The sequence below is a fragment of the Gaetbulibacter aquiaggeris genome (genome assembly GCF_044003965.1).
GTDB lineage: Bacteria > Bacteroidota > Bacteroidia > Flavobacteriales > Flavobacteriaceae > Yeosuana > Yeosuana aquiaggeris.
In genome coordinates, this window is record NZ_JBAWKC010000001.1 from 408312 (window position 1) to 431749 (window position 23438).

Genomic DNA, 23438 nt, shown 5'->3' on the forward strand with positions numbered 1-23438 from the left:
ATTATTCTTATTTTCGTAATTCATAATTTAACCATCATTTAATATGCGACTATTCGTTTCCTTAATGGTGTTATTCCTACTTACAGGAATTAATACTGAATCAATTGCTCAAAATTTTGATGAAGCCCAGTATAATGCTTTAGAATATAGGCTTTTAGGACCTTTTAGAGGCGGGAGAAGTGCTGCAGTAACTGGAGTTCCTAACCAACCTAACTTGTTTTATTTTGGTGCAACTGGCGGAGGTGTTTGGAAAACTATAAATGGAGGAAGAGAATGGGAAAACATTTCGGACGGCTTTTTTGGTGGCAGTATTGGAGCTATTTCAATATCCAAGAGTGATCCTAATGTAATCTATGTTGGCGGTGGAGAACAAACGGTAAGAGGGAATGTCTCTTCAGGATATGGCATTTGGAAAAGTGTTGATGCGGGAAAAACCTGGACGGAATTGGGATTAAAAAACTCAAGACATGTTCCAAGAATTGCTATTGATCCAACAGACCATAATATTGTATATGCTGCTGTTTTAGGGAATATTTATAAATCATCTCAAGATAGAGGTGTTTATAAAAGTATAGATGGTGGGATTACCTGGAAAAAAACGCTTTTTGCTAACGAAAATGCTGGTGTCGTTGATTTAATCATTGACCCAACCAATAAAAGAATTGTGTATGCCTCTACATGGAGGGTTCAAAGAACTCCTTACAGTTTAAGCTCTGGTGGCGAAGGCTCAGCGCTTTGGAAAAGCACTGATAGTGGAGAAACATGGAAGGAAATCTCAAAAAACAAAGGATTCCCTGAAGATACCTTAGGAATAATAGGTGTGACGGTATCACCTTTAAACAACCAGCGAGTTTGGGCAATGGTTGAAAACAAGGATAAGGGAGGTTTATACAGAAGTGACGATGGAGGTGATACATGGAATTTGGTTAATAGTGATAGAAGTTTGCGTCAACGGGCTTGGTATTATACAAGAGTGTATGCGGACACTAAGGACGCCGACATTGTTTATGTCATGAACGTTAGGTATCATAAAAGTACAGACGGAGGCAAAACATTTAATGCATTTAATGCACCACATGGCGATCATCATGATTTGTGGATTGCTCCGGAAAATTCAAACCGCATGATTATTGGAGATGATGGTGGTGCACAGGTGACTTATGATGGTGGAGAAACCTGGAGTTCTTATCATAATCAGCCAACGGCACAGTTTTATAGAGTGACTACCGACAATCATTTTCCATATAGAATTTATGCAGCACAACAAGATAATTCCACGATAAGAATTTCACATCGTTCTGAAGGAAGTTCAATTTCAGAAGATGATTGGGAAGATACAGCAGGAGGAGAGTCAGCACATATTGTAGTCGATCCGGAAAATGATGATATTGTATATGGCGGAAGTTATGGTGGATTTTTAACGCGAGTAAATCATAAAACAGGAACGGTTAGAGCCATTAATGTATGGCCAGACAACCCGATGGGTCATGGTGCTGAAGGCATGAAATACCGATTTCAGTGGAATTTCCCTATTATGTTTTCAAAACATAACCCAAAGCGTTTATATACTTTTTCACAACATGTTCATATCACAGAAAATGAAGGACAATCGTGGAAAATTATAAGCCCTGATTTAACCCGTAATGATCCTGAAAAATTAAAATCCTCAGGAGGCCCCATTACTCAGGATAATACTTCTGTAGAATATTATTGCACCATTTTTGCCGCTAATGAATCCCCTTTAGTTGAAGGGTTACTTTGGGTAGGAAGTGACGATGGTTTAATTCATGTAACCAGAGATGGGGGTAAAAATTGGGAGAATGTGACGCCCAAGGAAATGCCGGAGTGGATGATGATAAATAGTATTGAACCCAGTGCTTTTGATGACGGTACTTGTTATGTAGCAGGAACCAAATATAAAACTGGAGATTTCGCTCCATATTTGTATAAAACCTCAGATTATGGTAAAACATGGACTAAAATCACAAATGGCATCAATCCGGAACATTTTACCAGAGTACTGCGTGAAGATCCAAAGCAAAAAGGGTTATTATATGCTGGAACTGAAACCGGGATGTATATATCCTTTGATGATGGGAAAAAGTGGCAGGCTTTTCAGTTGAATCTGCCAATTGTTCCAATCACTGACTTGGCCATTAAAGACAATAATTTAATTGTGGCTACACAAGGAAGAAGTTTATGGATTATGGATGATTTAACAGTATTACATCAACTGTATACTGGCAACACTTCTGAAAACAGACTTTTTACGCCGAAGGACTCCTATAGAATGGACGGGAGAAGTAGGGATAAGAGTAAAACTTCTGGAACGAATCATCCAAATGGTGTCATAACCTATTTTAATTTGAAAGACTTTAATAAAGAAGATGCCGTTTCCTTGACTTATTTTGATATAAAGGGCGATACCATAACATATTTTAGCACAAAAAATAAAAAGGATGATAAACTGGAAGTTAAGAAAGGGATGAACCAGTTTGTTTGGGATATGTCTTATAAAGGAGCAGAACTTCTTGATGGCATGATTTTATGGTGGGCTAGTTTGGATGGGCCACAAGCTTTGCCAGGAACTTACAAAGTAAGTTTAAAAGTTAATGACAAAAACTATTCTCAAACATTCAATATTATTGCTGATCCTAGAGCAGAAAGCACTTTGGAAGATATGCGAAAGCAGTTTGATTTTGTTAAAGATATCAATAGCACAATGGATAATGCGCATCAATCTATCAAAAAAATCAGAAAAATAAAAGAGCAATTATCAGCTTTTGAATCCCAATATAAAGACAGTGAAACGGTAAAAGATCTTTTAGAAAAATCTAAAAAATTAAAAGAAGACTTTACAAAAATAGAAGAAGCATTATACCAAACGCAAAACAAAAGTAATCAAGACCCCTTAAATTTTCCGATTAGATTAACTAATAAACTGGGACATTTAAATGCGTTAATAAGTATGGGTGATTTTGCGCCAACCGATCAGGATATTGCTGTTAAAAACGAATTGACGATTCAAATTAATGTACAATTAGATGCTTTTAATAAGTTGCTAAGTGATGAGATTAGTGCTTTTAACGCTGCTTTTAACAACAAAAATTTAAACTATTTATTCGTAGAAAATTAATGGAGTTTTACAATTATATAAAATCGTTTCATCTCATATTTGTAATTACATGGTTTGCTGGGTTGTTTTATATTCCGCGTTTATTTGTGTATCAAATAGAGTCTTTTTATAAACCTTCTCCAGAAAAGGAAATTCTAGGCAAACAGCTTAAATTAATGAGCAAGCGTTTATGGTATATTATAACGTGGCCGTCAGCAATATTAGCTACTGTTTTTGCCATTTGGTTACTCATTTTACAACCTTATTGGTTAGAACAACCATGGATGCATGTTAAGTTATTATTTGTAATTCTTTTAATTGTTTATCATTTAAAAACGCATCAATACTATAAACAGTTGCAAAATGATAAGGTAAAGAAAACATCCAGTTTTATGCGCATTTGGAATGAAGGAGCCACCTTCATTTTGTTTGCTGTAGTTTTTTTAGTGATTTTAAAAAATGCTATTAATTGGGTTTATGGAATAATAGGTCTGATAGTGTTAGGCGTACTTATTATGTTAGGATTCAAAGTTTATAAGAATATTAGAGCAAAAAATCCCGAAGCTTAAAAAAGGATTGGTTCAATTATTGCTATCTTTATTAATCATAATTTATCTGCATGAATTTAAAAAGATTGTCTTTACGTACCCGTATTTTTATTGGGATGATACTTTTGGTACTAATGGCATCCGTTTTAATTGCTTCTGTGGCTATTTATCAGTACAAAGAAGAGACAAAGGATTACCATCAACAAAGGCTTGAAAGAAAGGAAAAAGCAATTCAAAGTCACATTAATTTTGTTTTAAAGGAAACGTCTTATCCGGTAACGACTAAAGAAATTCCTTTAATTTTTAAAGATGAAATTTATAAAATAGCTGATGTTCATTCACTTCAATTAAATTTATATGATCTTGACGGGACCTTGTTAAAAACATCAAGAGCCACCTTTACATTAGATACTTTGCAGGTTTGTATTAGAACCGAAATATTAAATGAATTGTCTAATACTGCACAACATCATTATATTGAAAAAAGCGAAGAAAATGGGGAAATCTTTCAATCGTCATATTCTTATATTACAGATCAAAAATCCAAACCTTTAGCCATATTAAATTTACCTTATTTAGAGAATGATGAATTCCTTTCTAAAGAGTTAAATGAGTTTTTATTAAGGCTGTTATATGCTTACTCTTTTGTATTGCTTATGGCAGTGGTTATTGCGTTCCTTTTATCAAAATACATCACAAAATCATTAAAAACAATTAGTGATAAAATCAATACGACCCGTTTAGAAAAAAGCAATGAAAGAATTGAAATAGGAGACACCAGTGAGGAAATTAATGTGTTGGTTAATTCGTATAACAGTATGATTGATGAACTTGAAGAAAGCGCGGTAAAACTAGCAACTTCTGAAAGGGAACAAGCATGGAGAGAAATGGCAAAACAGGTTGCGCATGAAATTAAAAACCCATTAACGCCTATGCGTTTAACGGTTCAGAATTTTCAGCGTAAATTTGATCCTACTGATGAAAACATTCACAAAAAAGTGGATGAATACAGCAAAACACTCATTCAACAAATTGACACCATGAGTTCAATAGCCTCGGCATTTTCAAACTTTGCAAAAATGCCAGCGCAGCAAAATGAAACTTTAAATGTGGTTAAAATTGTAAAACTGGCCTTAGATATTTTTAATGAAGAATATATTGAGTTTTCATCTGATTCTGAAGAGATAATAGCAAAATTTGACAGAACGCAATTGATTAGAGTGGTTACTAATTTGGTGAAAAATGGGATTCAGGCAATTCCAAATAACAGAGAGCCTAAAATAAAAGTAAATGTAAAAACCGAAAATGAACAAGTGATTATTACCGTTTCTGATAATGGCGCAGGTGTTTTAGAAGAAAATAAAATGAAGGTTTTTGAACCTAAATTTACCACAAAAACCAGCGGTATGGGATTAGGCCTTGCCATGGTTAAAAACATTGTTGAAATGCATAAAGGGACCATATCTTTTGAGTCAGAACCCAATAAAGGAACCACATTTAAAGTAACCATTCCTAAAGAAACCTAACACATCAAAGTATTAGCATTATTTAAAGAATATAATATTATGACATACAACAACATTTTATCAGAAACCAGTAATAGCATTTGCTTTATTACTATTAATCGCCCCAATAAATTAAATGCCCTTAATAAAGAAACCATTGAGGAATTGCATGAGGCTTTTAAAGAAGCGGAAGAAGATACAGACATAAAAGTTATAATTTTAACAGGAAGTGGCGAAAAGGCTTTCGTTGCTGGCGCTGATATCAGTGAATTTGCCGAATTTGATGTTAATGAAGGAAAAAGCTTAGCTGCAAAAGGTCAAGAAATATTGTTCGATTTTGTTGAGAATTTATCAAAGCCTGTTATTGCAGCGGTGAATGGATTTGCACTTGGTGGCGGTTTAGAACTAGCCATGGCCTGTCATTTTAGAGTCGCCAGTGATAATGCAAAAATGGGCTTACCAGAAGTGTCTCTGGGTGTGATTCCTGGGTATGGTGGTACACAGCGTTTACCAAATTTGGTTGGAAAAGGCAGAGCAATGGAAATGATTATGACCGCAGGAATGATTGATGCTAACCAGGCATTATCATATGGATTGGTAAATCATGTAACAAGCCAAGAAGAATTATTGCCACTTTGTGAAAAGATAGCAGGTAAAATTTCACGAAATTCATCCGTGGCTATTGGTGCTGCAATTAAGGCAATCAATGCCAATTATGAGGATGGTATTGATGGTTTTGAGGTTGAAATAAACGAATTTGGCAACTGTTTTGGTACTGATGATTTTGTTGAAGGCACAACCGCTTTTTTGCAAAAACGCAAAGCGGAATTTCCCGGAAGTTAATTTGTTTCAGGGAATGTTCATTATAAAACCTTATAAAAAGTAAAAGTGAGTATCGCTACTCACTTTTACTAACAAACTAAACTAATTAAAACATCATTTGTATCTGATGTATTTTTATATCAACTATAAAATGCTCCGTAAAAATACTTATGTTGTATTTCTTTTAAAACATCAATATTGATGTATTTATATGTTATTTTAACTTTGTTTAAATTCATACGCATAGATTAAGTTTAAAATAACATATGATTATAGAACTATTTAATGAGTTGATACATTCCGTTGTCAATTTCATCTCCAATCAGATAATCTATTAATAAGGATGAAACTATCCAATAAACAGAGGCATATATTATTACAAAAGCAAGCCATAATAATTCTAAGTGAATTGCTATCATGATATTGGTTCCTATTATTAAAGCAGAAATATTTATAAGACCCCAAATAATGTTTAGCAGGGTTCTTTTAATTTTCCAGTTATCGTAAAAGCTTTTAAGATTTAAGATGAAACTGTTTTTTTTAATTAAAGTTTCATCAAAGAAGTTAATTAATATTTCCATAAAGATTTTTTATTGGGATAATTATTTTATTAAAAGATAAAAGGTGAGGCTAAAAAAGTAACACCCACCTTTTAACAAACTAAACTAACTAATATTGTAAAACCTTTTAGAAGGTGATGTATTCATAATATTCTCTGCCGTTGGAGCTCAAAACTATTTTATAGTCGCCTGTTGCTTTTAAAGCTAGCTTATAAACTTTTTCTATCACTTTGGTGTCCTTAATGTTTTCAGAATAAATCAATCCTTCCCCATCTTGATAATATATTTTGACATCTAATGGCTCATTGTTTAGCGCTAGTTTAGACACATATATGTAGTTGTTTTTGAAAGTAACAAAGGGTTTATGAATAGTGGTTTCATTTTCGCTGAATTCTACTGTATTGGAGCTTACCGTAAAAGGGAATGACTTAATTTCAAAATCTTTTTCAAGTTCAAAAACATAAGAACCATCAGGTAATGAAGTTAAATCAAAACCTTTTGAATAGTTTCCTGAATTTTTAATTTGTTCTTTATAAAGAATAATACCATTTAAATCTTTTATTATTAGTTGGTTTCCTTGTTTAACATTGTTTAAAGTAAAAGTTGTTTTTTTTGAATCGTTCTTTGGATCAATATTTAATCCATTGGTTGCATTACTAATCAAGGCAATAAACATTGCTCCTGTTAATATTATTTTTCTAAGTGTTGTTTTTCTATTTTTCATGATTTGGTTCTTTGTAACGTTTTACAATGCAAATCTATGTCAGAAAGCGAGCTGAAAAAACAACCATTTTGGCTAATATATGTGCTATTTTATCAATAAATACAGTGTTAAATTAATGTTAAGTTAATTTAGCATACATTTGTGTTAATAGACTACATTTTTTCAGGAGTTTAAATTGTAAATTTGTTTAAAAATTACTTATGCTGAATAAGAAACCAACATTTGAAAAAGTTAGCCCTGCTTTTGGTAGTTCTTTGGTAGTCAAGCAGCATACTGAAAAAAGGGAAAATAAATTTGCCTTTTGGCATTTCCATCCGGAGCTTGAATTGGTATATGTCAACAAAGGGAAAGGAAAAAGACACATTGGCAATCACTTATCTTATTTTAATAATAGCCAGCTCATATTATTAGGGTCAAATCTGCCACATAATGGTTTTACGGATAGATTAACTACTAACGGTACAGAAACGGTCGTTCAATTTAAATCTGATTTTTTGGGAGAAGGATTCTTTAATATACCCGAAATGAACGGTATTGTTTCTTTATTTGAAAGAGCAAAAAAAGGAATTCTTTTTAAACCTGAAGCAAAAAAAGTTGTTGGGCCAAAAATTGAAGAATTACCAGAGCTTGAAGGTTTTGAGAGAATTTTAAAACTTCTTGAAGTCTTAAATGACTTAGCTGAATCTAAAGATTATTCTTTGCTCAATGCGGATGGATTTGCGTTTGAAACAAAACCACAGGACAGCTCTAAAATTGATATCATATTTAAATTTGTAAACAGCAATTTTCAGCGCCATATAAGTTTAGAAGAAATAGCCGATAAAGTAAGTATGACCGTGCCGGCATTTTGCAGGTTTTTTAAAAAGACCACGGGAAAAACATTCACAGAACTGGTTAATGAATACCGTGTGGTACACGCCACCAAATTGCTCAACGAAAGCCAGTTAAGTATTGCAGATATTTGTTTTGAGTGTGGGTTTAATAACTTTTCTCATTTTAACAAGCAGTTTAATGAGATTACGGGTCAAAGCGCTTCGAATTATAGAAAGGAGATTAAACTTATTATACAGTAGTCAATTTAATAATCAGTTATGGATAAAGATAAAATTGAAAAAACCATAGAATACTATAACACAAAAATGAATGGGATAGTAAATTTTATTAATTCAAGCAATAACTTATCTGTTGAACAAATAATACATAGTGGGGAACAACTACAGATACTGGAGTATAAGTTAACTGCATTGGAGGTGGCTCGGGAAAACTAAAGCGTATTCCATATTTAAAATAAAAAATCCTTTACTAATCAGTAAAGGATTTAATAAGTGTTTTTAAGGTTTAAATTATTTTATCAAATAGTTTTATTTTATTTAATTCTAAAACAAAGTAACAAGGCTCCTGTTATAAGAGGCAATGTGATTAATAAGATCAATAGAAATTGAAATAAATTTAATGTATTTGTTTTGTACTGTTTTTTAATTGTCTTTTTCATGTTTAAATTATTAAACGTTCAACGGGGCAAAAGTAGGCTGATATCATAATGAAAAACACATCTATTTTGACTCATATATATGCTATATTATCCAATATATCGAGATTAAGTTAAGATGAAGTTAAAATAATATAGGTTTGTGGTTTTATATAAAACAGAATAGAAATAGACCTTAATGAATAAGTAATAAATCAGTGCTAGTTATTGTTTGCCTTCCCATTCATTATAAAATTGTTTTAAAAATAATTCCATAAAGGCATGTCGGTCTGAAGCAATTCGCTTACCAGTATTGGTATTCATTCTGTCCTTTAACAATAACAATTTTTCATAAAAATGATTGATAGTAGGGGCGTTTGAATTTTTATATTCATCTTTAGTCATTTTAAGATTGGGCTTTATATCCGGATTATAAAGTTGTCGGTTTTTAAATCCTCCGTAATTAAAGCAACGCGCAATGCCAATAGCGCCAATAGCGTCCAGTCTGTCGGCATCTTGAACAACCTCCAATTCTTTTGAATGAAATTTTTGAGAAACATTCCCACCTTTAAACGAGACGTTTTCAATAATATTAATAACATGTTCAATAACCACTGAATCTACATTAAGATTAAATAGAAAGGTACGAGCTTTGTTTGGCCCAATGGTTTCATCGCCATTATGAAATTTGCTATCTGCAATGTCATGAAGCAAAGCCGCAAGTGATACCACTAATTTATCAACCCGTTCTGTTTTTGAAATAAGTAACGCATTGTTAAAGACACGTTCAATATGAAACCAATCATGCCCACCTTCAGCATTTGCTAATTGTTCTTTCACAAAAGCAATGGTCTTGGTTATTTGATCTTCAATATTTGACATATAGTCTAAAATAAAAATTCCTCTTGAAGCAAAAGGAATTAATTTAATATTTATTCAGAATTTATAATTTTAATTTGGCTGGTTCTACCCATTTAAATTGAAATGAGTTTTCTGGTATAGTCATTCTATCTGCTATCCTTAACATCCTTTCTGGCAGCTTCATCAAGTAATCTCTTGCTTTTTCAGCTTCATCAGAAAGATTGGTAATCTTGTCAATTTCCCAGCGGACAATGAGTTTTTCAAGAATGTCAATATAATCTCTGGAAGTATAGACCCCAATACGCTGTGCAGTATTAGAAAATTCTTCAAAAGCCGTACTTATTTTATTCCCAGATTCTCTTAAAAAATGAGCCGGCATAGTGATTTTTTGTTTCATCATATAATGAAAGGCCATCATCATTTGACTAGGATCTACTTTAAAAATGCGCTCCACAAATTCTGAATAGGCATGATGATGTCTCATTTCATCACCCGAAATGATTTTACACATTTTCCCTAACTGCTTGTTTCCGGTACTAGTAGCTATTTTAGCAACCCTATTATGAGAAATATAAGTAGCTAATTCTTGAAAGCTAGTATATACAAAGTTTTTATAAGGATCTCTATCGGTTCCAATATCAAAACCATCAGCTATGAGATACTGTGTGGTTTTTTCAATTTCTTTCATATTGACTCTACCCGATAAGTATAAATATTTATTAAGTACATCTCCGTGTCTGTTTTCTTCAGCAGTCCAATGGCGCACCCATTTTGACCAGCCATTGTCACCATTTACTTGATCTACACCTTCTACATCCATGAGCCATGATTCATAAGTAGGCAATGCTTCCTCGGTAATCATGTCTCCCACTAAAACCACCCAAAAGTCATAAGGTAATTCCTTAGATAATTCTCTAATTTCTTTAACCTCATCAAAAAAAGCAGGACCTTCAGAGTTTGGTAAAAAATCTGTTGGTTGCCAAATTTTTTCAATTGGAATGAGGTATTTTTCGATTAAGGTATCAACGTCTTTTTCCAAAAACTTCATGACTTCAAATCGGACATTTTTTAATGACATATATTAATTTTAGGGATGGATATTATTTTTTATGGTTGTTTCAATAGTGCTAATAAGATCTTCTTTGTTTGTAAAGGTAGCTAAATTTATGGGCTCGTGTACAGTAAATGTAATATGCGAACCTATTCCCATAGGAAATTTACCATATTGATACATTTTCCAAGAGTTATTTATAGAGATTGGAACAATTAAAGCAGAAGGTATTTTTTTGAATAATATTTCCAACCCTTTCGTTTGAAATGGCTTTGGTTCACCATTTTTACTTCTGGTCCCTTCAGGAAAAATAACAGCGGAACGTTTAGTTTCTTCAATGTATTCACCAAACTTCATGAGAGCAGGCAATGATTGCCTTGGATTTTTTCTATCAATTAATGCTGCACCACCATGACGTAAATTATATGACACACTAGGAATCCCTTTAGCTAACTCAATTTTGCTAATAAATTTTGGATGATGTTTTCGCATATACCATGTGATAGGATAGATGTCGTGTAAACTTTGATGATTAGCAACAATGATCAGAGGTTGCGTCGTATCTATTTTATGAGGATTAGTAAATGTAAACCGAGTCCCCAATATATTCGCACAGCGCATTAAGCACCATTGCAAAACATCAACACTTTTTTTATGGGCCTGATAACCAAAAATATTAAAACAAATCCACTGAATAGGATGAAAAATTACTAATGCTATAAAAAAGCAAAGGAGATGAATTATAGTTAAAGGGTAAGCCAATAGTTTTCGCATGCCCCAAAAATAAGGAAAAACTTAGTTTTGATAAACAGGTATGCAGGTGTTATTTTCACAATTTACACTTGTAGGCGGTAAAGCTGCTGAGCAATCAGAAACTACATCCCACTTTTTATTAAAAGCATCTTCGTTTTGATTAAATACTTCAACCAAACCTTCCAATTCAGTGGTATCGATTGACGTAGAATATATTAAATAACTCCAAGGTTCTCCGCATGGTTTGCTGCCAAAAGCAATGAATTTACATTCGGTGCTTTCATTACAAAAAGAAGAGGCTGCTAAATCTTCAATAATCTTTTTACTGGCAATTAAGGTGTTTTGTTCATATTCCATGGTTGGAATAGAATCCTCTTCACATTGAAAGACCATAAATATTAAACAGCTTACAAATGGAAGCAAGTAGGGCTTTTTCATATTTAAATATTTGTTATTTAGATGTTTTAAAGCTTCAATGGTTGCTTTTTTAAATAAAAAAATCCACGACTTAATCGTGGATTTTTAATTTCATCCTATAAAATTCAATACTCAATTTCTATTTACAAAACTCGTCGTAGGCGTCCTTAAGGTTTTCTGAAATTATTTCTGCTGGTCGGCCTTCAATGTGATGACGCTCTAGCATATGAACCAATTCACCATCTTTAAATAATGCCATACTTGGTGAACTTGGTGGGAAAGGCACCATGTGTTGTCTGGCCCTATCAACAGCATCTGTGTCAACACCGGCAAAAACGGTTACAATATGGTCTGGTTTTTTTGCGTTTTGCAAACTCATTCGCGCTCCTGGACGTGCATTAGCTGCGGCACAACCACAAACGGAATTAACAACTATTAAAGTAGTCCCTTCTTTAGCTAAAGCTGCATCAACAGCTTCGGCGGTATGTAATTCTTCAAAACCAACTTTGGTTAAATCTTCACGCATTGGTTTTACTAATTCTGCTGGATACATATTTTTTAAATTTTAAAAATTAACTTAATGTGTGTGCAAAGATACCAATTGTGTAACAAAATAGCTTAGCAATCTACTAACAAATATTAATTTACTCTGATTCTCTGTTTTTATTATAAATTGGTCAGAGTGAACCTACATAAGATCATTTCTTCTTTTACAAGAATTTATTTATATGTAGGTTTGACGATAAACAAAATTTATTCTTACATGAGTTTTTCAAAATGGATTGGTGGTGCTTTAGGTTGGTCGTTTGGAGGTCCCATTGGTGCGATAATTGGTTTAGCCTTGGGTAGCTTGGTTGATGCCCTAGGAAATGGTACAAACTATTCACAACAGATAGAACAAGTAAAAACACAACCAGGTGATTTTGAGGTGAGTCTTTTGATTTTATCTAGCATTGTCATAAAAGCTGATGGCAAACAAGATCAAAGTGAATTGGATTTTGTGCGTCAGCAATTTGTTGGCATGTATGGAAAGGAGCGTGCCAATAATGCCTTTAAGTTGTTTAAAGAGATTAATAAACAACAGAATATTTCTACCAGACAAGTGTGTTTGCAAATCAGACAGATGATGCAACACCCTTCGCGTTTGCAATTAATTCATTTTTTATTTGGGATAGCAAAGGCTGATGGTTTTGTAACGCCTGATGAAGTAGATCAAATTCATACTATCGCTGGGTATTTAGGGATAAACTCTAAAGACTATGAGAGTATTAAGGCCATGTTTTATGATAGTTCAGACAATGCCTATAAAATTCTTGAGATAGACAAAACAGCTAGTAATGACGAGATTAAAAAAGCGTATAGAACCATGGCTAAAAAATATCACCCAGATAAAGTAATTCACTTAGGTAAAGAACATCAAACGGGTGCTGAAGAAAAGTTTAGACGCGTTCAAGAAGCCTATGAACAGTTGCAGAAAGAAAGAGGATTCTAATTTTCAAAAACTATAATGGATTGTTCTTTAGAAACGTTTAAATGGATAGTTCGCCCTAAAATCATGGCTCTATTATCTTTTTCATGACCTGCAGGCATATTAAATGCAACGGGGAAATGATAGTCACTTAATGCGTCTAGAATTAATTGCTCAACAGAGCTTCCCCAATGGGTGGTATTTTTTCTTAGTTTTGTCATATCACCAACAATTAGGCCTTTACAATTATCAAAATAACCAGCCCGTTTAAAACTTTGTAGCATGCGGTCTATATGGTATTTATATTCACCAATATCTTCTATAAATAATATTTTACCACTGGTGTCCATACTTGTTTTAGAACCTAACAAAGTATGAAGTACTGTTAAATTACCACCAACAATGGGAGCAGTTACAGAGCCCGTTTTATTATATTCAGAACCTTTTATAACATATTTTAAAGGGTTGCCAAATAAAGCGGCTTTAAATGTTTCAATTGTTTCTTCTATTTCTTTAGTATCATCTTGTAAACTGGCACACATCATGGCATGAAGGCTCTCAACACCATCATTATGAATTTGACTGTGTAATGCCGTAATATCACTATAACCAATAATCCATTTTGGTTGTTTTTTAAATTGAGTATAATCTAATTTATCTAAAATTCTAACAGTTCCATAACCTCCACGAGCGCACCAGATGGCTTTAATAGATTTGTTATCCATGGCTTTTTGAACATCTTCACATCGCTCATCATCAGTTCCGGCAAAGTGATTATTTTGATTAAATACATTTTTTCCAATAACAACCTCTAATCCCCAACTTTTAAGCAGGTCTTTTGCTTTTTGAATTTCTTCAGTTTTATTTTTTAAAATTCCAGACGGTGCAACAATAGCAACGGTATCTCCTGTTTTTAAATATGGCGGCTGTATCAAAGTATTTTTATATTTTGGTGTAGCTGTATTTTGTGCATAAATTCTTTTTCCTGAAAAGAAAAGTACCACACAAAGTAAGCTTAAAATTATTGGGCGATTTGACATGTTGTAAATGTACATTTTTTTTCTAAATCCCTCTCAAAATGCGTACTTTTGTGCCTTCAAAACAAACAATAATGTCAAAAAGATATACCATTACCGCCGCATTGCCTTATACTAACGGGCCAATTCATATTGGTCATTTAGCGGGGGTTTATGTGCCTGCGGATATTTATAGCAGATATTTGAGGTTAACAGGAAATGACGTGGCTTTTATTTGCGGAAGTGATGAACATGGTGTTCCTATTACGATCAAAGCAAAAAACGAAGGTGTTTCACCTCAGGATATTGTAGATAAATACCATGCTATAATTAAAGAATCTTTTATAGAATTCGGTATTTCTTTTGATAATTATTCTCGTACCTCGGCTAAAATACATCATGAAACCGCTTCTGAATTTTTTAAAACCTTATATGATAAAGGCGAGTTTATTGAGGAAATTACAGAACAGTTATATGATGAAAAGGCCAATCAGTTTTTAGCAGATCGATTTGTGACCGGAACCTGTCCAAAATGCGGAAATGAAGAAGCTTATGGCGATCAATGTGAAAAATGCGGAACAAGTTTAAATGCAACCGATTTAATAAATCCAAAGTCAGCATTAACAGGAAATGTTCCAACTTTAAAACAAACCAAACACTGGTTTTTACCTTTGGATAAGCACGAAGCATTTTTAAGAGAATGGATTTTGGAAGGGCATAAAAATGACTGGAAACCTAATGTTTACGGACAAGTAAAATCATGGATTGATGATGGTTTGCGCCCAAGAGCGGTAACACGTGATTTGGATTGGGGAATTCCTGTGCCTGTTGTAGGTGCTGAAGGGAAAGTGCTCTATGTGTGGTTTGATGCACCTATAGGGTATATCTCATCTACTAAAGAATGGGCAAAACGAGTTGGAAAAGATTGGGAACTCTATTGGAAAGACAAAGACACTAAGTTGATACATTTTATTGGGAAAGATAATATTGTGTTTCATTGTATTATTTTTCCAGCCATGTTAAAGGCAGAGGGCAGTTATATTTTGCCAGAGAATGTCCCAGCCAATGAGTTTCTAAATTTAGAAGGAAACAAACTTTCTACTTCAAAAAACTGGGCAGTTTGGTTACCGGACTATTTAATTGAGTTTCCAAATCAACAGGATGTGTTGCGTTATACTTTAACAGCCAGTGCTCCAGAAGCCAAGGATAATGATTTTACTTGGAAAGATTTTCAAGCAAGAAACAACAATGAATTAGTGGCTATTTTTGGAAACTTCATAAATAGAGTAGTTGTTTTAACCAACAAATATTACAATGGGATAGTTCCAAACCCAAAGGATTTTTCTAAAGTTGATTTAGAGACTTTAGCAGAAGTAAAGGGGTTTCCAAATATTATTTCAAGCTCTATTGAGCGTTATCGTTTTAGAGAAGCTCAACAAGAATTGATGAATCTGGCCAGACTTGGTAATAAATATTTAGCTGATGAAGAGCCTTGGAAAGTTATAAAAGTAGATGAAGGACGTGTTCAGACCATTATGTATGTGGCCTTGCAAATTTCAAGTGCATTAGCAACCTTGTGTGAGCCCTTTTTACCTTTTACATCTGCCAGGCTTAGAAAGATGCTAAATATTTCTTCTGGAACCCTTGAAATGTCATGGAGTGATATCGCTTCAAAAGAGGTTTTAATTCCGTCAGGACATCAAATAGGGGAAGCAGAGTTGTTGTTTTCTAAAATTGAAGATGAGGCCGTTCAAAAGCAATTAGACAAACTAATTGCCAGTAAAAAAGCCAATGAAGCTGCTGGTAAAACTGTTGAACCACAAAAGGACACGATTACTTTTGAGGATTTTACTAAACTCGATATTCGAGTAGGTACAATTCTAGAAGCAGAAAAAATGCCTAAAGCCAAAAAGTTATTAGTATTGAAGGTAGATACTGGCATTGACGTGCGTACTATAGTTTCAGGAATAGCAGAAAGTTTTACTGCAGAAGAAGTTGTTGGAAAGAAAGTAACCGTTTTAGTCAATTTAGCTCCTCGAGATTTACGGGGTGTGGAAAGTCAAGGTATGATTTTAATGACTGAAAATACTGAAGGAAAACTAGTATTTGTAAATCCGGATGATTCTAATATCTCTAATGGGTTACAAATTAGTTGATAATTTATTAACTTTACAAAAAACAAAAATTATGTTATCAAAATCTATAGAAAAAGCCCTCAATAGTCAAATTAAAATAGAGGCAGAATCATCTCAAATTTATCTAGCAATGGCTTGTTGGGCCGAAGTTAAAGGTCTGGAAGGTATTGCTGGTTTTATGTATAAGCAATCTCAAGAAGAAAGAGACCACATGCTTAAGTTGATAAAGTTTGTAAACGAACGTGGTGGTCATGCACAAATATCAGAATTGGCTTCTCCACATGTTACTTTTGGGTCTTTTAAAGAAATGTTTGAAGAACTTCTTTCTCATGAGATTTTTGTTTCAAACAGCATCAATGAATTGGTACATGTCACTTTACAAGAAAGAGATTATGCCACCCACAACTTTTTACAATGGTATGTTGCAGAACAAATTGAAGAAGAAGCTGTGGCTCGAAATATTTTAGATAAGATCAATCTTATTGGAGATGATAAAGGAGGCTTGTATTTATTTGACAGAGATATTGAGAAACTCAATGTGACTACAGTAGCTGATCCAACAGCCCAATAAAATATAATAATTATTTTTGAATCATCTTTCAAATAAGGCGACCTCTTGGGCAAAAAGAAACAAAAAAAGGCAATTAAGAAACTTATTAAGTTGGGGGTAATCCCTTCTGATAGCGTAAACAGTAGTTGCTGTAAGAACTATAAAAAGGGCAAAAACAAACGTTGTGCAAAATGTCCTTGTTATGACTTGGATAAAAAAAACCAAGCTTTGGATGCACTGGTTTCTGCTAAAATAAATCTTGCGGTTTAAATTTTTTTACTCGATAAAAGAGTTTAAAGTTTACATTACAGAAATGATTAAAAATTCAAGAAGTTAATTTGAGTTTAACAGGCACAGTGATTCTGACTTTAAAAACAGTTATCTTATTACCTAAACAGGCATGATCACAAACTTAAATGAACATTGGAATGCTGCTTATAATAAAGAAGAGGAGCAATTAGGGTGGTTTGAAGCAAATCCTATGCAAACTATGGAATTAGTCAATGCATGTAATTTACAAAAGGATGCCACCATATTAAATGTAGGAGCTGGAACTACCAGCTTAATAGATAGTCTTTTAGAAGAAGGCTACACCAATCTTATTGCCAATGATCTTAGTGATTTGGCTTTAGATAAACTAAAACAGCGTGTTAAAAAATCACATAATTATAATTTAAGTTGTATTAAGGATGATTTAACGAATCCACAGCAATTAAATAAATTACAAAGTATTGATTTGTGGATAGATAGGGCCGTGTTGCATTTCTTTTTAACAGAAGCAGAACAAAGGGCTTATTTCAACTTAATTCAAAAAATAGTCAGTAATAATGGTTATGTTATCATAGCGGTCTTTTCTTTAGAAGGCGCACAGAAATGCTGTGGTCTTGATATAAAGCGTTACAATTTAGAAATGTTGCAAAAAAACTTAGGCTCTCATTTTAAATTAATTAATACGTTTAATTATACGTTTATAAATCCTTTTGGAGGAGAACGCCCTTATATTTATACCTTGTTTCAAAGACAAGTATAAATAACCTCATTTTGCAATCATTTTTCAAACACATCAATAAAAATTTAATTGATCTGAAAAATCCTAAGAAGCACTAAACTTCGTATATAAATTATATAATATAAAAAGTTAATGTTGTAAGTAATCAAATGTACTTCTGCTTAATTTTGTATTAAAATATTAAACTAATCAAATTATGAAAAAACTAGCATTAAGCCTCGGCATTGTTTTAATGATATTATCGTGCGGAACTTCTAAAACTGTTAGAGATTCTAAGAAAATCATGAAAGGAGAATGGACTTTAAGTTCTATTACATATAGTCAAGCAGGTAAATATAATGTAACCTTATTGAATGATACTTCTAAAGATTGTTTTGAAGGCAGTACTTGGCAATTTATACCTAATAACAATACAGGAACTTATACCATTAATGAAACGAGTTGTTCTACTGGAACGCGCAATTTTGTATTTACTATTCAGGAAGTAAACAAAGAAACTGGACTTTATGATTTTCTATTAAAGCCAACTAATGAAAAACAAAAATCAGAAACTAATCAAGGATTCAGATTGAGATTAACATCGCTAACTGATACGGCAATGCAATGGCAACAAACGGTTTCTGTTGATGGAAAGCCTTTTGCGATAACTATGAATTTTAATAAGAAATAAACAAATGAAAACAATTATAAATAAAGCAGGAATATTACTTTTTACATTGGTATTAAGTATCAGTTTAACAAATTGTAAATCAGTACAAAACGCGAATAACAAACAAAAAGGAGCCGTTATTGGTGCTGCAGGGGGTGCTATTTTAGGTGCTATTATTGGAAACAATGTTGGTAAAGGTGGCAATGGTGAATTAGGAGCCGTTATAGGCGGAGTAGTAGGCGGCACTGCAGGTGTTCTTATTGGGAACAAAATGGACAAGCAGGCTCAAAAAATTGAAGAAGAAATACCGGGTGCACAGGTAGAACGTGTTGATGATGGTATCGTGGTTACTTTTGATGAAGGCAGTGGTGTGTATTTTGATACCGAAAAATATAACATTAACAGTGCGTCACAGGCAACATTAAATAAATTAATTGGTGTTTTTAAAGAATATCCAGACACTAATTTATTGGTTGTTGGGCATACAGATAGCCAAGGTTCAGAAGAATATAACATGACACTCTCTAAAAACAGAGCTTATGCGGTTACTAATTACTTAATACAAAAAGGGATAAGTCAATCACGTTTAACAACCAATTGGTTTGGTGAATCACAACCGCTTCATGATAACAATACAGCAGAAGGACGCGCCAAAAACAGACGTGTTAATATTGCTATATTGCCAAATGAGAAAATGATTCAGGATGCTAAAACGCAAGCCGGAAATTAATAAATAAGATAATACTTGTATAAATCTCGTTTTCAATGTTACTTTGAAAACGAGATTTTTTTTCGCCTTAACCTGATTAAATGGATCCATTATTAAATTATATAATTTCTCAAACTCAACTCCCTGAATTTTCAGTTAAAAATACTGTACAGTTACTTCATGAAGATTGTACCATTCCATTCATATCCCGCTACAGAAAAGAACGCACAGGTAATTTAGATGAAGTTCAAATAGGAGACATTGTTAAATATAAAGAGCAATTTGAAGCTTTAGAAAAGCGGAAAGCCACCATTTTAAAAGCGCTGACAGAGCAAGAGGTATTAACCCTAGAATTAAAGGATAAAATACTGTCTACTCAAGATCTAACGACCCTTGAGGATTTATATTTACCATTTAAAAAGAGTAGAAAAACCAAAGCGGAAACCGCCAGAAAGAATGGTTTAGAACCGTTGGCAAAAATAATCATGAGCCAAAATGCCAATGATATAGAATCTATTGCGTTAAAATACATAAAAGGCGAAGTGAGTACTGTTGAGGATTCTTTAGACGGAGCAAGACATATTATTGCGGAATGGATTAATGAACGGACAGATATAAGAAATAATATTCGCCATCAGTTAGACCGTTTTGCAATCATCTCCACAAAAGCTGTAAAAGCTAAGATTGATGATGAAAATGCTCAAAAGTTCAGAGATTATTTTGATTGGTCAGAATCATTAAGCAGAATCCCATCTCATAGATTGCTTGCCATTTTAAGAGCAGAAAAGGAAGGCTATATCAAATCAAAAGTTGAAATTGACGATGACAAAGCCTTAGCAAAAATTGAAGAAAGAATCGAACGTTCTAATAACGATTGTAGTGAACAAATTAAATTAGCCATTCAAGATGCCTATAAGCGATTATTACTGCCATCTTTATCAAATGAAGCGCTCCAAAACGCAAAAGAAAAAGCAGATGCCTCCGCTATTGACGTCTTTGCTAAAAACTTAAAACAACTATTGTTAGGATCGCCAATTGGTGAAAAGCGTGTTCTGGCTATTGATCCAGGTTTTAGAACAGGTTGCAAAATAGTTTGTCTGGATGCACAAGGCCAATTAAAATATAATGAGACCATCTATCCACATCCCCCCAAAAGTGATGCTGTAGGTGCCATGAAAAAAATTAGTTCTTTGGCGGATGCGTATAAAATTGAGGCGATTGCTATAGGTAATGGAACCGCTTCAAGAGAAACAGAGGCACTAATCCGCAAAGTTCATTTTAAAAATGATATGCAGGTTTTTGTAGTTAGTGAAGCTGGTGCGAGCATTTATTCTGCCTCAAAAATAGCTCGTGAAGAATTTCCAAACTATGATGCTACCGTAAGAGGCTCAGTTTCTATTGGAAGAAGACTTCAGGACCCATTGGCAGAATTGGTAAAGATTGATGCAAAATCAATAGGAGTAGGACAGTATCAACACGATGTTGATCAAACAAAACTTCAAAAATCATTAGATATGGTTGTTGAAAATTGTGTCAATGCTGTTGGAGTTAATATTAATACGGCCAGTAAATCATTACTAAGTTATGTGTCTGGAATTGGACCAAAACTTGCTGAGAATATTTTTGATTATAGAAATGAACATGGTGTTTTTTTATCTAGAGAAGACATTAAAAAGGTGCCTAGATTAGGAAATAAGGCTTTTGAGCAAGGGGCTGCCTTTTTAAGAATTAAAGAAGCAAAAAACCCACTGGATGATTCGGCTGTTCACCCGGAAAGTTATACGATTGTTGAAAAGATGGCTAAAGATCTGGGGAAAACAGTTCAAGAATTAATAGGAAATTTAGCAACACTTCAGAAGATAGATTTAAAGAAATACTGTAATGATTCTATTGGTTTACCTACCCTTCAAGATATTGTAAAAGAACTTGAAAAACCAGGATTGGACATTCGTGAGCAAGCTAAAGTGTTCACGTTTAATCAAAATATAAAAAGCATTAACGATTTGCGAGAAGGACAATTACTTCCGGGTATAGTCAATAATATTACCAATTTTGGCTGTTTTGTAGATATTGGAATTAAAGAAAGTGGTCTTATTCATGTGTCTAATTTAGCAGATGCCTTTGTGAGTGATGTCAATGAGCATGTAAATCTGCATCAACAAATTATTGTAAAAGTGCTGGAAGTAGATATTCCAAGAAAACGCATTCAATTAAAACTGCATAAATAATCAATAAATATTTTTTTAAATTTCTTTACTGATAAGATACGCTGTATAACTTATAAAAGTTGCTAGTAAAAGACCAGATTGCCATCTATCCAATTGTTTCTTTGAGCCAATAAACATGGCAATAAATAAAAAGGCCGTGCCACTAATCAAAACATAAACATCTGGATTAAATACGGTAGAATATTTAATTGGTCTTACAAAAGCACTTATTGAGAGAATTAAAAAAATGTTGAAAATGTTGGAGCCAATAATGTTTCCAATAGCTATATCGCTGTTCTTTTTAAATGCTGCAACAACCGATGTCATTAGTTCTGGCAATGAGGTTCCTGCAGCAATTATAGTCAAACCAATAATTTTTTCGCTAACACCTATATTTGTGGCAATTTCGATGGCATTATCAACAACTAATTTGCCGCCTAATATTAAACCTGTTAAACCTATTAATATAAAACCCCAAATTTTATAGTTAGAGGATTCTCCTTTCACTATTTCAGATTTTACAGCCACTTCTTTTGCCATTTGCTTGTAAATGTAAAACAGGAAAAGACCAAACAAAATCATCAAAATCAGACCGTCAATTCTAGATATCATATTATTTTCTTGAAAATAAAAATCATTACCTAAAACGAGCAGAAGTAATGCGGCAAAGAGTGAAATAGGAATTTCTTTCCAAACGGTTGATGATTGTACCGCAATAGGAAATATTAAACCTACAATGCCTAAAATCATAAAAAGATTAAAATTATTGCTTCCTATAATATTGCCTAAAACAATGTCTGAATGGTCTTCAAAAGAGGCTACTGTATTAACGACAAATTCTGGAGCCGATGTGCCAAAAGCGACTACAGTTAGCCCTATTGCCAGGTCTGGAATATTGTTTTTTTTTGCAAGTGAAGAGGCTCCGCTTACTAACCAATCAGCCCCTTTAATTAAAAACCAGAACCCTATAAGAATAAGAATTATTGATACTATCATGGTGTTTTTTGTTTTTAAAGGATAATCTCGTTTTAGTTCAATTTTTGAAACACTTATTTGTATTTTTCTTCAATAATATTAGTAGCTTCAGTCCCAAATATGAAATATTTTTTAAAAGAGCTTTTTCAGATAATAATATCGATTTCATAATTTATTAGATAAGGGTATTTTGTAATTATTAAAATTATAAACCAAAAAATATACTCTATTATAAAAAACATAATCACATAATAAGCCAATAAGTTTCTCCTTTTATTTTTTAATATAGCTAAAAATCACACTTAAAAACATCTAGCAAACATGCAATAGATAAGTTATTTGTGTTCTTCATTTTTTACTAAAAAACACCTTCAAGAAGCTTCTTTGATAAGTCTTTGCTTTGGGATGGCATTAAAAATTAATTTATGCCATTTTTCAATTCTTTGCAATTCATAGTCTTCACTTAAGTCTTCATCTAAGTTAAAAAAGTTAATAATTTCTTGAGGTTTATTTGAAGTTTTGTAAATAAACTCTAAATCTAAGTTTTGAAGCCTTATTATTTTGTCTCTTTCTTTAAATTGGCTTTTTAAAATATGGCATTCTTTGATTTCTGTTAAATCAATGGTGCTTATTTTTGGTTGATCGGCATTAAAATGAACATAAGTAATTTTTGTCTTGTCATTACTAATACCAATAAAATTATTATGCCATATTTCTTTTTCAGCATAGCTGATGCCGTTATTCTTTATTAGGGAATTCATTCTTTTTTTTATGTTTGAGGTGTTTTTAAGGCCATTATAAATAAATAAAAATAAAGGAAAAAACACGCTTAATATTAATAGTACGGAAATAAATATTAGAGAAACTTTCATTGTTTATAGTTTTAAATTGATTTT

The 23438-nt window shown here is 32.9% G+C and carries 22 protein-coding genes; 12 read left to right on the forward strand and 10 right to left on the reverse strand.

All coding sequences use genetic code 11. The features are described from left to right. The first annotated feature begins 64 nt into the window (after nucleotides 1–64). Genes V8G56_RS01700 through V8G56_RS01715 form a run of 4 tightly spaced genes read left to right on the forward strand, consistent with a single transcriptional unit; the run spans nucleotide 65 to nucleotide 6011 of the window. Nucleotides 65–3136 carry a WD40/YVTN/BNR-like repeat-containing protein gene (locus V8G56_RS01700; RefSeq protein ID WP_395437594.1) on the forward strand — a complete coding sequence of 1024 codons (3072 nt, stop codon included), beginning with the start codon at nucleotides 65–67 and terminating at the stop codon, nucleotides 3134–3136. Then, nucleotides 3136–3684 carry a CopD family protein gene (locus V8G56_RS01705; protein WP_395436734.1) on the forward strand — a complete coding sequence of 183 codons (549 nt, stop codon included), beginning with the start codon at nucleotides 3136–3138 and terminating at the stop codon, nucleotides 3682–3684. The genes V8G56_RS01700 and V8G56_RS01705 overlap by 1 nt, the downstream gene beginning before the upstream one ends. Before the next feature lie 50 nt (nucleotides 3685–3734). After that, nucleotides 3735–5189: a sensor histidine kinase gene (locus tag V8G56_RS01710; protein WP_395436735.1), complete on the forward strand. Its 1455-nt coding sequence runs from the start codon at nucleotides 3735–3737 to the stop codon at nucleotides 5187–5189. A 39-nt stretch (nucleotides 5190–5228) separates the two neighbouring features. Then, complete coding sequence (locus tag V8G56_RS01715) at nucleotides 5229–6011, forward strand: enoyl-CoA hydratase/isomerase family protein (protein ID WP_395436736.1); 783 nt, start codon at nucleotides 5229–5231, stop codon at nucleotides 6009–6011. A gap of 257 nt (nucleotides 6012–6268) precedes the next feature. On the opposite strand, the gene V8G56_RS01720 is transcribed toward V8G56_RS01715, so the two are convergent. Next, complete coding sequence (locus tag V8G56_RS01720) at nucleotides 6269–6571, reverse strand: hypothetical protein (protein ID WP_395436737.1); 303 nt, start codon at nucleotides 6569–6571, stop codon at nucleotides 6269–6271. Nucleotides 6572–6677: 106 nt separating this feature from the next. Then, nucleotides 6678–7274: a hypothetical protein gene (locus V8G56_RS01725; RefSeq protein ID WP_395436738.1), complete on the reverse strand. Its 597-nt coding sequence runs from the start codon at nucleotides 7272–7274 to the stop codon at nucleotides 6678–6680. A gap of 200 nt (nucleotides 7275–7474) precedes the next feature. On the opposite strand from V8G56_RS01725, the gene V8G56_RS01730 reads away from it, so the two are divergent. Further along, nucleotides 7475–8347 (forward strand): AraC family transcriptional regulator, encoded by an 873-nt coding sequence (locus V8G56_RS01730; RefSeq protein WP_395436739.1) that lies wholly within the window; start codon nucleotides 7475–7477, stop codon nucleotides 8345–8347. Nucleotides 8348–8967: 620 nt separating this feature from the next. Here the strand turns inward: V8G56_RS01730 and V8G56_RS01735 are convergent. From V8G56_RS01735 to V8G56_RS01755, 5 genes are all read right to left on the reverse strand, one after another. Next, nucleotides 8968–9624 (reverse strand): HD domain-containing protein, encoded by a 657-nt coding sequence (locus V8G56_RS01735; protein ID WP_395436740.1) that lies wholly within the window; start codon nucleotides 9622–9624, stop codon nucleotides 8968–8970. A gap of 61 nt (nucleotides 9625–9685) precedes the next feature. Next, on the reverse strand, nucleotides 9686–10681 hold the full coding sequence (locus V8G56_RS01740; protein WP_395436741.1) for an acyl-ACP desaturase: 996 nt from the start codon (nucleotides 10679–10681) through the stop codon (nucleotides 9686–9688). A gap of 9 nt (nucleotides 10682–10690) precedes the next feature. Further along, nucleotides 10691–11428, reverse strand: a complete 738-nt coding sequence (locus V8G56_RS01745) for a lysophospholipid acyltransferase family protein (RefSeq protein ID WP_395436742.1) — start codon at nucleotides 11426–11428, stop codon at nucleotides 10691–10693. Nucleotides 11429–11449: 21 nt separating this feature from the next. Further along, entirely contained in the window at nucleotides 11450–11845 is a 396-nt protein-coding gene (locus V8G56_RS01750; protein WP_395436743.1) for a hypothetical protein, read from the reverse strand. Between the two features lie 118 nt (nucleotides 11846–11963). Then, complete coding sequence (locus V8G56_RS01755) at nucleotides 11964–12377, reverse strand: BrxA/BrxB family bacilliredoxin (protein ID WP_395436744.1); 414 nt, start codon at nucleotides 12375–12377, stop codon at nucleotides 11964–11966. Between the two features lie 210 nt (nucleotides 12378–12587). Here V8G56_RS01755 and V8G56_RS01760 point away from each other — a divergent pair, with 210 nt between their 5' ends. Next, entirely contained in the window at nucleotides 12588–13316 is a 729-nt protein-coding gene (locus V8G56_RS01760) for a TerB family tellurite resistance protein (RefSeq protein ID WP_395436745.1), read from the forward strand. Here V8G56_RS01760 and V8G56_RS01765 read toward each other — a convergent pair. Next, nucleotides 13313–14332 carry a S66 peptidase family protein gene (locus tag V8G56_RS01765; RefSeq protein ID WP_395436746.1) on the reverse strand — a complete coding sequence of 340 codons (1020 nt, stop codon included), beginning with the start codon at nucleotides 14330–14332 and terminating at the stop codon, nucleotides 13313–13315. The genes V8G56_RS01760 and V8G56_RS01765 overlap by 4 nt on opposite strands. 71 nt (nucleotides 14333–14403) lie before the next feature. On the opposite strand from V8G56_RS01765, the gene metG reads away from it, so the two are divergent. The 6 genes from metG (at nucleotide 14404) to V8G56_RS01795 (ending at nucleotide 21588) form a co-directional block, all read left to right on the forward strand. Continuing rightward, nucleotides 14404–16464, forward strand: coding sequence for a methionine--tRNA ligase (metG, locus tag V8G56_RS01770; RefSeq protein WP_395436747.1), 2061 nt, complete (start codon nucleotides 14404–14406; stop codon nucleotides 16462–16464). A gap of 31 nt (nucleotides 16465–16495) precedes the next feature. After that, on the forward strand, nucleotides 16496–17014 hold the full coding sequence (locus V8G56_RS01775; protein WP_331628290.1) for a ferritin: 519 nt from the start codon (nucleotides 16496–16498) through the stop codon (nucleotides 17012–17014). 379 nt (nucleotides 17015–17393) lie between these two features. Then, nucleotides 17394–18023 carry a class I SAM-dependent methyltransferase gene (locus V8G56_RS01780; protein ID WP_395436748.1) on the forward strand — a complete coding sequence of 210 codons (630 nt, stop codon included), beginning with the start codon at nucleotides 17394–17396 and terminating at the stop codon, nucleotides 18021–18023. Nucleotides 18024–18198: 175 nt separating this feature from the next. After that, a complete protein-coding gene (locus tag V8G56_RS01785; RefSeq protein ID WP_395436749.1) occupies nucleotides 18199–18672 on the forward strand; it encodes a lipocalin family protein in 474 nt (157 codons plus the stop codon). A gap of 4 nt (nucleotides 18673–18676) precedes the next feature. Next, nucleotides 18677–19381, forward strand: a complete 705-nt coding sequence (locus V8G56_RS01790; RefSeq protein WP_395436750.1) for an OmpA family protein — start codon at nucleotides 18677–18679, stop codon at nucleotides 19379–19381. Nucleotides 19382–19461: 80 nt separating this feature from the next. Continuing rightward, complete coding sequence (locus V8G56_RS01795) at nucleotides 19462–21588, forward strand: Tex family protein (RefSeq protein ID WP_395436751.1); 2127 nt, start codon at nucleotides 19462–19464, stop codon at nucleotides 21586–21588. A gap of 15 nt (nucleotides 21589–21603) precedes the next feature. Here the strand turns inward: V8G56_RS01795 and V8G56_RS01800 are convergent, their stop codons facing one another. Next, nucleotides 21604–22563 carry a calcium/sodium antiporter gene (locus tag V8G56_RS01800; protein WP_395436752.1) on the reverse strand — a complete coding sequence of 320 codons (960 nt, stop codon included), beginning with the start codon at nucleotides 22561–22563 and terminating at the stop codon, nucleotides 21604–21606. A gap of 350 nt (nucleotides 22564–22913) precedes the next feature. Then, entirely contained in the window at nucleotides 22914–23303 is a 390-nt protein-coding gene (locus V8G56_RS01805; RefSeq protein ID WP_395436753.1) for a hypothetical protein, read from the reverse strand. Nucleotides 23304–23438 lie beyond the last annotated feature (135 nt).